The sequence below is a fragment of the Methanomassiliicoccales archaeon genome, from assembly GCA_038850735.1.
Taxonomy (GTDB): domain Archaea; phylum Thermoplasmatota; class Thermoplasmata; order Methanomassiliicoccales; family JACIVX01; genus JACIVX01.
The window spans coordinates 1-10,185 of record JAWCLO010000014.1 but is presented as its reverse complement, the minus strand read 5'-3'; the positions used below and the strand labels follow the sequence as shown (position 1 = coordinate 10,185).

At 50.0% G+C, this 10,185-nt stretch carries 10 protein-coding genes; 3 read left to right on the top strand and 7 right to left on the bottom strand.

The features are described 5' to 3' along the window. Window positions 1-136: 136 nt before the first annotated feature. The 3 genes from QW087_07775 to QW087_07765 all read left to right on the top strand — a co-directional run bounded on the left by QW087_07775 (window position 137) and on the right by QW087_07765 (window position 3,001). On the top strand, window positions 137-811 hold the full coding sequence (locus QW087_07775; protein ID MEM2944621.1) for a hypothetical protein: 675 nt from the start codon (window positions 137-139) through the stop codon (window positions 809-811). 336 nt (window positions 812-1,147) lie between these two features. Next, window positions 1,148-1,702, top strand: coding sequence for a hypothetical protein (locus QW087_07770; GenBank protein MEM2944620.1), 555 nt, complete (start codon window positions 1,148-1,150; stop codon window positions 1,700-1,702). Between the two features lie 6 nt (window positions 1,703-1,708). Beyond that, complete coding sequence (locus tag QW087_07765) at window positions 1,709-3,001, top strand: HD domain-containing protein (protein ID MEM2944619.1); 1,293 nt, start codon at window positions 1,709-1,711, stop codon at window positions 2,999-3,001. Window positions 3,002-3,348: 347 nt separating this feature from the next. Here the strand turns inward: QW087_07765 and QW087_07760 are convergent, their stop codons facing one another. The 7 genes from QW087_07760 to QW087_07730 form a co-directional block, all read right to left on the bottom strand. Beyond that, window positions 3,349-5,037, bottom strand: coding sequence for a type II secretion system F family protein (locus QW087_07760; protein ID MEM2944618.1), 1,689 nt, complete (start codon window positions 5,035-5,037; stop codon window positions 3,349-3,351). 9 nt (window positions 5,038-5,046) lie between these two features. After that, the gene (locus tag QW087_07755) at window positions 5,047-6,687 is read right to left on the bottom strand and encodes a type II/IV secretion system ATPase subunit (GenBank protein ID MEM2944617.1); all 1,641 of its coding nucleotides are present in this window, start codon (window positions 6,685-6,687) and stop codon (window positions 5,047-5,049) included. Beyond that, a complete protein-coding gene (locus QW087_07750; GenBank protein MEM2944616.1) occupies window positions 6,688-7,401 on the bottom strand; it encodes an ATPase domain-containing protein in 714 nt (237 codons plus the stop codon). It abuts the gene before it with no gap. A gap of 45 nt (window positions 7,402-7,446) precedes the next feature. Next, a complete protein-coding gene (locus QW087_07745) occupies window positions 7,447-7,884 on the bottom strand; it encodes a hypothetical protein (protein ID MEM2944615.1) in 438 nt (145 codons plus the stop codon). A 3-nt stretch (window positions 7,885-7,887) separates the two neighbouring features. Next, complete coding sequence (locus tag QW087_07740; GenBank protein ID MEM2944614.1) at window positions 7,888-8,304, bottom strand: hypothetical protein; 417 nt, start codon at window positions 8,302-8,304, stop codon at window positions 7,888-7,890. Then, entirely contained in the window at window positions 8,305-9,012 is a 708-nt protein-coding gene (locus QW087_07735; GenBank protein ID MEM2944613.1) for a flagella accessory protein C, read from the bottom strand. It abuts the gene before it with no gap. A gap of 135 nt (window positions 9,013-9,147) precedes the next feature. Beyond that, a complete protein-coding gene (locus QW087_07730) occupies window positions 9,148-9,720 on the bottom strand; it encodes an archaellin/type IV pilin N-terminal domain-containing protein (protein ID MEM2944612.1) in 573 nt (190 codons plus the stop codon). Between the last annotated feature and the right edge of the window lie 465 nt (window positions 9,721-10,185).

Sequence of the window (10,185 nt, the reverse complement as noted above, 5' to 3'; positions counted from 1 at the left end):
AGATTGAGAAATTGATCTTTGTAATCGCAAAGAATCTTGTTTCAATACTTCGAGCTTCTGGACCCCTAAATAATTATGATATTCCATGATCAGGAAAAAATTTAATTGAATTGAGACATCTGTTTGATTATTCATTATGATTGAATGGGAATCGGATCCCCTACAGACATATCTTTGCAAGAAATTATCAACTGCAATGATCGATCCATCACTCCTTGTTCACAGGCATTTTTGGTTAGCTATAGAAGAGCTCCATAGTCAATACCCTAGTCGAGGACGTTTTCTTGTTCCATACGGCATCATGGGCATACTCGATCGCGATCTTTCTCGTTACTATGCTGGCTCGCTGGGAAGTGCGCATAGGTTAAATGCAGAAGAAATCGTAAGGAAGTGTTATGAATTTGACAAATATCTTGACTTTTTTTCGTGGAAAGACTATCGCGACTTGAAAGACAAAGAATTTCTTCAATTTTTCGAGCCAGTGAGGAATGAGTTGCAGCGATCTAAATTACCACGTTCGATTCAAGAGATATTGCTGGATGAATTGGTGTTTATGGCGACAAAGTCAGCGATACTTTCTAGGTTAAGAAAGACGTTTCCGGTGCTGCTTAGAAAATTTAGAATTCCACTGATCGATTTAACTGAACTTGTCCCACTGGAATGGAAACTCAAGGTGAAAGGAATCAAGAAGATTGTCCAGATTTTAACCTATATAGCTACGTTGGATCAGGTCGAAATTCGCCTCGGATCTTTCATTGGTCCCGCTGAAACTGTTTACTCTGGGGTTGTTATCTTTCTAATCGATCCCTAACTCAGATATACTCCAATGATGAATTCACATCACAGGAAACTCACGCGTATTTTGAAAGCTACAGAAATGACGGCTGAGTAATTTGTTACAGGAGGAGTTGAGAAAAAAACAGTCTTAGCATCGCACCTAAATTTTTATCAAATCATTCTAGACCGCCGTACTCAGACATTGCCACCATTCTTCATGCGATTGCCAAAAACTTCGGTATTCAAAATCGATATTTGAAGGGTAATTATACTTTCACATCTCTCAGAAAAAGAATTATATCCTCTGAACCGGAATTTAGATATTTACCATATTAATAGGAAATGATTGTTTGCAAAAGGGGGTTTATCATTGGACGTCTTTGATGCAGTGCTGGTCGCCGTATATGCTGCTGGCGGGAATATTACTGGGAGGACAGCAATCCAGAAAATGCTTTATTTTGCAAAGGAGCGCGGTTTGGTGAAGACCACATACATACCACATTACTATGGTCCGTACAGCGCCGAGGTCGCAGATGTCGTACAGGAACTGGTCTGCATGGGCTTTCTGCATGAAGAAGTCGAGGCGGACGAGAATGCCGACCCCTTCTTGCCTGAGGGATGGAGACGTTACGCTTACAGGCTGACTCCCGATGCTGAAAAGGTCATAGAGGAGATAAGGGATGAAAACGGGGGAGAGTTTGACAAGCTCTCGATGCTCGTTAAGTCATGGAAGAATTGCGCGGGACTAAATGCGAAAATATTGTCGTGTGCTGCGAAGGTGCACTACATTTGTTCCAAGAAAAAGAAGAGTGTGACAGCCGAGGATATAATGGAAGAGGCTAGGTATTTCGGGTGGGAACTCTCGCAAGACCAGGTTCATAAGGCTGTCAAACTGCTGGAAAGCATCAGCTCGCAGTCAGGGTAGGTAGCTTTGCCGCTCGAGTTCGAGAAGTTCATCAGGGATCCCTTGTATGGGTTCATAGGCCTCACCAAAAAGGAGATAGAACTGCTGGAAACGCGTGCGGTCCAGAGGCTGAGGCGGATAAAGCAGCTGGGTAATACCCACCTGGTTTACCCGAGTGCATGCCACACCCGGTTCGAGCACTCACTAGGAGTGCTCCACGTCGCGACTAGGATGGCAAAGGCGGTGCAGCTGGACGATGAAGAAATAGAAATAGTTAGGTACGCGGGGATACTCCACGATGTCGGACACGGGCCTTTGTCTCACAACTTCGAGTCTGTTATAAGGGCGGCAACCGACGGTAAGGGAGTCGACCACGAAACGATCACGAGAAAGATAATCACTGAAGATGGGGAAATCAATAGTGTCTTGGGGGACAGGGTCGAGAGCGTACTCTCACTATTCGATGAAAACACAGAGACTGCGGCCAGGTGCATTATATCGAGCAACATAGACGCGGACAGGCTGGACTACCTTATGAGGGACTCCTACCACATAGGTGTGGCCTATGGTATCTTCGACATCGAGAGGATCCTGCACACCCTATCAAAGGAAGATTTTCGCGACAAGTCCTATATCGTTGTCTCGAAAAAAGGGATGGATGCCCTTGAGGGGTTCCTACTGGCGAGGCACCTAATGCACACACAAGTCTACAACCACCACGTCAGGTTGATTTCTGATGAGATGCTGATCCGTGGTGTCCAGACTGCATTAAGAGATCACATTTTGGACAACAGGTATTTTGATGTCGAAGGAAAGAACTTCGTCGACTCTTTACTCGAGCTTGATGATGATTCTTTTTTTAGTCTATTGAAATCGGACCAGTCCAGCAAAACATATGATATGGTGCATAGGATTGAAAGGAGGAAGCTGCTGAAGAGGTCTTTCGAAGCTGATCTTGAGTCGCCGCTGCTCGATCCCCTGAAAAAAAGGGAGTTGAGGAGTATGTCCCGCGCGAGGCTGAAATCGCTCGAAGAGGACCTTGCTGATGAGTCAGGATGTGACCAGGACTTCATTATAGCGTGCGTGCAGGAAATAAAGGAGACGCTTTATTCACCTTCAAGCGATAAAAAATCACCAATACTGATAAAGGAAAAGGACGGGAGGATTTCTGATTTTGATGAGAGGTATTGTGTCTTCAAGAGAGTGGACCCGCTGCGCAATTTCTATGTGTTCTGCCCTGCTGAGTTCGTAGAACAGGTCAGGTCGGCTGCTGAGCGAAAGTTGGAAATCCAAAACGGTCGGACTGTGAGATCCAGCTAGGACTCATAGACCGCCGAAATCGCATAGGAATTCGACCGCCAGACACAGATAGCTCACAGTATCTTCGATCGTCAAATCGGGGGAACGGAGAGCTCATCTCCTAAATCCGATTTCTTGAAGAAACGTACTTCCCCAATCACATATCCATGCCTTCCCCGCGGAACAACAGGGGCTGTTCTTGCCATGGATGGAATTCTTTGTTTCTCATAGGATGTTCTCGTCGTAAGTTCTAGCTAGATCGCAGAAAACTTGACTCTAATTGGCGGGTAAGGCGGAATTTCATGCGAGTTTTGAATCAATAAGCCGATCTTGTCGCAGGTCATGCCACGGCAGGATGCCTCTCTGCATCAAACCACGAGCATCCCTGTAATCAAAGCGTCTACGACGACCGATGTGGCCACCCCTATCCACACCATCGATACGAAGTAGACTACCGCACCCGCCAGGTGTCCACCTTTTAGGATTACAAGGATCACCGAGGAGACCGCTGCATGGACCACGATCACCGCATAGACCATCATCGTGAGGTCTGCGACGGCGAACTTAGCTTCGTAGATCGCGCTGAGGATGCCGAAGCTCATGATATCAGCGTCGGGGGGGATGAGAGAGGATATCATATTCCCCATGTATTCCAGGATGCCTACTGTCGAGAAAAGCGTGAACGACACGGCAACCATGATGCCGTATAGGATTCCAACATAATTTCCGGCAAGTATCAGCCTCTTCTTCCTTACTGCGAGGATCCTTGACATGTTGTTGCTTATGAAGAGGCTAGTCGGTTCGGGTCTCGCGCCGTTTATCGTAGAGTGGATGTACATCTCGCCGAACTTCTTGATGAGGTTGCTGTTTGCTTCTGAGGCAAAGTGGCGCCACGAGTCCATCGTGCTTATCCTCATCGAGAGTCTCCGCTCGAGGTTTCTCACGAACTCCGTCAGGGGGCCGAACTTGTGGAGTGCGAGCTTCTTCACGCTCTCTGTCATCGTCTGTCCCGTTACATCGCCAGACCTCCCGAGCGCTCGCAGGAAGGCGCCGTAAATGTTGTCCCGCCTCTCGATCTTCCTCTCTTCCTTCATGATGAGCATCCCAGGGATTAATAAGGGAAGGAATATGCTGGAGATATACAAGGGTATGGGTATTGGTATGATAGAGAGGAACAAAGCGAGAAACACGACGCAGGCCACTGCAATGACTATGGAGGCGATGAGCATCCTGTCTGCGTCAGTCATGAACCCCTCCTTCCACTTCAGCGACCACTGGTACCATATCGTATCCTTCGGCACCCTCATGTACATGAGGAGAAGGAAAAGCAGCTCAACCGAGGCAAATATGGCTATGATCGACATGACGAGCAGCTTTATGTTTTGAGGCGCGAGGAGCGGCACGATCGATATGAACACGGCGATGAAGACGAGGGAAATCACGATGGATGTGAATATCTCCTTCAGGAAATCCATGTCCTTGATAGCGGCCTCGCACTTGAGCGTGTATTCGTCCATTATGACGTCCTGCTCGTTTTTCAGGAACCGTTCCAGCCTTTCGCCCACATCGATGGCGTGCGACAGCCTCGAGAAAAAGTCGGCCTCAAGGTGGCTTGCCGAACGGGCTGCGATGAACCTGCACGCCTCCGCTACGGGCATGTGGTAGTCCTTGACAAGCCTATATATCTTTCCTGAGTCTTTCGCCAGCTGCCCATACTCCCTACAAGTAGAGAGCATGTGGAAGAGCTTTTCGGGCTGCATATCCGAAGTCGAAAGCGCTGCCATGCGCGTCACAAACAGGGGCATGAGGTGCTCGATCTCCTTCCTTTTCCTCCCCACGAGCAGCAGTGGGAGAGCGGCAACGGCGGTAATGGCTATAATCGGGACGAGATAGACTGCCAATGCCATCGATGCGAGCATCTCGCCAAAAGTCACAAGGATTAGCGTCGGCAGCACGATCCCAAAGACGACAAGGGATGCGAATACCATCAGGATGTATGTTGAAAACCTCATCTCGATCTGCGAAAAGATGCTTGGTTTCCTCTCTCCTCCGCTCATGGAACCACCTTAGACCGCGAACTGGAGACCGGCCATGCCGCTCTCTGCATACTGCCTCAACACGCCGCAGACATCGCCGTAGCTCATGATCCCGTGGTTTATCATCGAATCGATGATCTTTGCCCTCTTCATGAGCTCTCTGTAGATTTCCTTCCTGTCGACATATCCCCTCTGAAAAGCGATCTTCTCCTCGAGAATGTACGAATTATTCATACCCCTGAAGACGATTCTGTCCGTCCTCGGATCCCATTTGAACACGTTCCTCGTCAGCACACCTCCGTGCTCAGCGCTGTACGTGATAAATTCCTCCACCGCGGTTACCCTCCGCACTATGCGGCCGTTTAAGTTGACTGCAGACTGCAGCAGCAGGACGTTGAGGTTATCGATGAATGTGATAGGCACCCGTATGGGATCGCCTGTGAACCTCTGTATGAACTTGGTCGCGGAGGCGGCGTGAAAGGTCGCCATGACTGGTATGCCTGTCTGCATGGCCTGGTAAGCGATCCTCCCCTCTTCTCCTCGGATCTCACCGATGATAATGTAGTCGGGCCTTGACCTGAGCGCAGCTTTCAAGAGGTCGAACATCGTCACGCGCGATTCCTCGGGGCCGGTTTCCCTCGTGACGCACCTCTGCCATGAGGCGTGCGGCGGCCTGATCTCTGGTGTATCTTCAGCCGTATATATCTTCGCACGGTAGTCGATGAACGGGATGATCGCATTGATAGTCGTCGTCTTGCCCGAAGCTGTCTCGCCAGCGACCATCACGTTCATTTTATGCTCAAGGCAGAGCCAAAGGTACGCCGCGAGTTCGGCGGAAAAAGTGCCAAACTTGACAAGCTGCACCGCTGATATCGGCTCCGCACTGAACTTCCTTATGGTAAAGCTCGAACCCCTCGTCGATATATCGCTCGAATAGATGATGTTAATACGAGACCCGTCCGGAAGGGTGCCATCGATGATCGGCCTTGCGGGACTCACAGGCCTACCTATACGCTCACTAAGGGACACGAGATAGTTGTTCAATTCCTCGTCGTCCGTGAACTTTATGTTCGTCTCGAGGGCGTACTGGAAAGCCTTATGAGCAACATGAATCGGGTCCGTGCCAACGGAGTGTATGTCCTCGATGTAGGGATCGAGGATCAGAGGTTCGATCGGCCCGTAGCCAGCGATGTCTCTCCTCAGGAAGTACCATATGCTCTCCTTTTCGAGTGGTGTCAAAACGATCCTTCCCGCGCTCTTCAGCAAGCCAAGAGGTTTTGCGCTCTCGGATACAGATGTCAGGGTGTCATACAGCCTTTTCAGAAGGTCGACCAAATCCTTTTCAGACTGCGGGCTCGGGAATGATGCGGCTTTGTCGAGTATGAGTTCCTTGACCCTCTTGTACTTCTCCCTTTCTCCGCTACCAAGCGATTTTTCGATGCTGATGTAGCGGTTATTAAGCGCGTCGATGTGCACGTAACCCTCGCCTACGCGGTAGACTATGTTCGCCTGCGTTGGATCCTTGGCCGCCTTCGACCTTATTTCCTGCAGCTCGTTGATCGATATTTTCTCGAAGAAGCGGGGGAGAGTGGATGTAGTCTTCCTGAGGAACCGGATGTAGTTAGCCAGGTGCGGGTTTTTCCTTGCCTCCCTCTGTATGTCTCCCTCCATCTAACCCGATACCTCCGTCAGCTCGATGACCAGTCCAGTCTTGTGTTCGATGCGGTAGTATATGATGTCCTGGACCCTCCCGCGTGCCCTTGCAAAGCGCTTGACGTGCATCTGCCGTTGCATGCCACCAGACGAGGTGCTCATCTTGAGCGAAATGAGTATGTCAGATGCCATCCGAATAGGTTCGATCTCCTCATGCCCCTCGTCGACAGTGAGCACCACGGCCTTTCCCGTGCTCACCACTTTTTTCATGAAGGCAATAAAGTCGAACACCCTCGGGCCCATGCTGGAGTTAGAAACAAGCGAAGAAAAGCAGTCCACTATAAGAGCATCCGTGTCGAAGAGGACCGGAGAGCTCATAAATTTATCCAGGAAGTCACCCCTTGCCTTAGTTCGGCCGACGAGCGGGTAGACGGGAAAGTAGCGTAGCTCCCCGCGGAGTAGGTAATCGGCGATCTTGAAGTCAAGCGAGTGCATCTGGTCTATGAACTCCTTGACGGTCATTTCCGTCGACACGAAAGTGACGGTTCTTCCGTTCTCGAGCAGCCCATAGCACAGCCGCTGGCATAAGACGCTCCTGCCTGTCCCCTCTCGCCCCTCGAGCAGCATGAGTGAGCCCGCGGGGATGCCACCTCCCAGCCTGTCGTTGAGTTCGTCGCGTGGTAGCGATATCACGAAAACGCCGGACGGAACGTTGAGCTTCCCCGACTCCATGTCCCAGACCCTCCTCCCCCTAGGTTTTCATTCAACAACGCGCAATCAAGTCCGAAATTCCATCATATCAAAGTTCCCATTATCCAGCACCACCTTTACCCAGTGATCGCCCCCATTGAGCTCTGCTCTCACGGTCAAAGCGAGGATCTTGCCAGGCATCCACCGAGCTCCAGCGACAACCTCTTTTGCTACTGGCTCAGCGTATAACCCGTCTACAAATGCCGTCAGTTTCGACGTCTCGAGCTCCTTGCTCCCGATGTTCAGTACATAAAATGTGACTGTCCCGTTGCCCGTTGGAACTATGCGTGGGTCGTTGACGATCCTTATGCCTGTGTTCATCCTGTCCGCTGCCAAATCCCCCTGCTGTCTTATCGACAGGGCCGTCGAATTGGCGATAGCTATCAACGCACCTGCTATTGCCGTCGCGGCGACTACCGCGGCGACGAAGAATATCACTCTAGAGATTGACTGGTCAGAGGACATGCATCACCCCGCGTAGGCTCGTGCGAATGAGCCAGCGACGACCATGATTTTTGCATTTTCGAGCCTGCATCTCATCCTTATCTCTAAGAACTCAGTAGGTGCCCAAAGCTTTGTACGTGTAGATCCATCAACGTTCATACTCTCCACGAGGTCGTTCGCAATCGTCCCGTTTATGAAGACGAAAACGGAATCGAGGTCAACGACTTCGCTTCCTTTGTTCACGAGTATGATGATTCCTGACCCGTTCACGGAGACTATTTCGATTTGCTGCCTTCCAGAGAGCTCAGCCATCGTAGTAATATTCCTCTGCCCCTCCTCCACATCCTTGTTGAAATCAAGAACCGCACTGAATAGAATGCCGAAGGATATCATCGCAGCAGTGAAAACGATGGCGGCGGATACGGAAAGGCTCAGCCCCACTCAGACCATCCCTGCCCGCTTAAACTCTTTCAGGTAGTAGTCGAGACGCATCACGTCATCAGTGTCAATCCTTCCGCACTCAACCCTCGATATGAATATTTTTTCAAGTTGGAACTCAACCAGCTTCATCATTTGTAACATATATGCGGCATCTTTGAAGTCAATCGTAGGACTCGAGGGCTTGCCTACATTGCCTGCGCCTTCCAAAGACTTCATCCTCCTTTCCACATTTACGGTCGATTCATTCCTACCTTTATTGCACTCATCTCCAGGCATGTTCAAGAGGAACATTTCGACATCGGATTCCGGTCTGACGACCTTGTCGACCGGTTCCAGTTTCTTCGTACCGCCCAGGTCTTTGAAGCTTGTGCCTTCCGAAGGGGATGGGATGATGCTAATTCCCTTCAGGGTGCTGCAGCCTGCCGGCCCGAAATGAGTTTTTGTTTTTTCATTTTCAACCTCTACGAAGGGGTTGTACTCCCTGCTCACGACTTCATAGACCGCCATAAGGTCTTTCACCGTCTCGCTCAACTTGGAGATTTCTTCCTTCAGTTCCTCGATCCCGCTCTTTGAAGACTTCACCGCTCCCTCGAGATTCTTTATCTGGTTAGATACGTCTTTCATCCCGCCTTCGAGAGAATCTACCCTGGATGCTAGGGATTCTTGAACTGCCGACGGTGCTTTTACCGCATCCTCACAGGGGTCCATCTCTAAATCCGCATCGAGATCGTCTTTTTTCTTTTTCGATCTCCCAGCGAAGAGGCTTGCCTGTGAGAGGAAAAAAAAGATTGGGGGAAGAGGTTTCCCTAAGCGACTCATAATTCACGCTCCATATCGGCAGCTTTACCTGAGGATTATGTAATCTGCCCCGTAGGTCTCTGGGGTCGTGAATTCCGTCACCGTCGGCTGCCCGTTCTGCGGCATGATCTTGATCAAGACGTGCGTACCTGGTGCAAGAGCAAGGTCGTCCCCTATCGTGATCTTCATAAGTACGCCAGAAGCGACTCGGCCATATTCCCATGTACCTGGGGGAACGGGCTCGCTGGTGTATGTCGTCTCGCTGACATCGGTATCGTTCTGCAGCTCTCTGACGCTGGATCCGTCAGTGTAGACAATGATGACTTTGCTCATGTCTATCGCAGGGCTGCCTGCTGCCAGCTTAACATACACCGTCAGGGTGTTTATCTCATTGTCGGCTACTTCCCCAATAACGCCCTGGATGATAAAACCAGAAGCGACGTTCGCTATGGCGTCCTCTCCGGTAGACTGGGCTTGTTCACGCACGGTGTTCGCGGTGCTGATCAGGACGGATGCCGCCACTGCCGCGACGAGGATCATGGCGATAAAAATGATCATCGTCCCGACGCCCATCTCACCGCGCTTGTTCTTTTTCATTTTCATAGCTTTAGCTAACATACCTCTCACCACGGTTCATAGTCCCCCGGATAAGGGTGCATCCCATCCACACTTCGCCCTTCTCCGAGCAGCTGGAACTGGATCTTTCCAGTCATTTATCCAGCTTGCGGTATAATTTTTAGAAAATATATTTAAAATTTTGGTGAGCATGCTACTTTTCCGTGATGAATATTTTGTTGCTGACCGTGAGACGACTAGAGAGACGCCGTGCGTCCCTCTCACAAGTCTTTCATATGAAGCGCGATCAAGTTTCAAGCCTCATCCTGTGATGCCATAGCGCAGAGCTATCGCTGATAAAATGGAGAGCAGTCGATAGGCTAACGTAAGTTGTCACACCCTTCTTTTGCGGGTAGTTTTGTCAACAAGTATGGGAGCAAGGGATACGCGGTACAAAATTATTTTGAGTTGTGGATAATCAGATCTTCTCAGATCCTTCTCAAACAAGAGGAGATAGAAAAGCTATGT

Excerpts from the sequence above, each read along its gene's own strand:
- QW087_07730 (MEM2944612.1), bottom strand. The coding sequence starts at position 9,720 with ATGTTAGCTAAAGCTATGAAAATGAAAAAGAACAAGCGCGGTGAGATG.
- QW087_07750 (MEM2944616.1), bottom strand. The coding sequence starts at position 7,401 with ATGGAGTCGGGGAAGCTCAACGTTCCGTCCGGCGTTTTCGTGATATCG.
- QW087_07760 (MEM2944618.1), bottom strand. The coding sequence starts at position 5,037 with ATGAGCGGAGGAGAGAGGAAACCAAGCATCTTTTCGCAGATCGAGATG.
- QW087_07755 (MEM2944617.1), bottom strand. The coding sequence starts at position 6,687 with ATGGAGGGAGACATACAGAGGGAGGCAAGGAAAAACCCGCACCTGGCT.
- QW087_07745 (MEM2944615.1), bottom strand. The coding sequence starts at position 7,884 with ATGTCCTCTGACCAGTCAATCTCTAGAGTGATATTCTTCGTCGCCGCG.
- QW087_07735 (MEM2944613.1), bottom strand. The coding sequence starts at position 9,012 with ATGGACCCCTGTGAGGATGCGGTAAAAGCACCGTCGGCAGTTCAAGAA.
- QW087_07775 (MEM2944621.1), top strand. The coding sequence starts at position 137 with ATGATTGAATGGGAATCGGATCCCCTACAGACATATCTTTGCAAGAAA.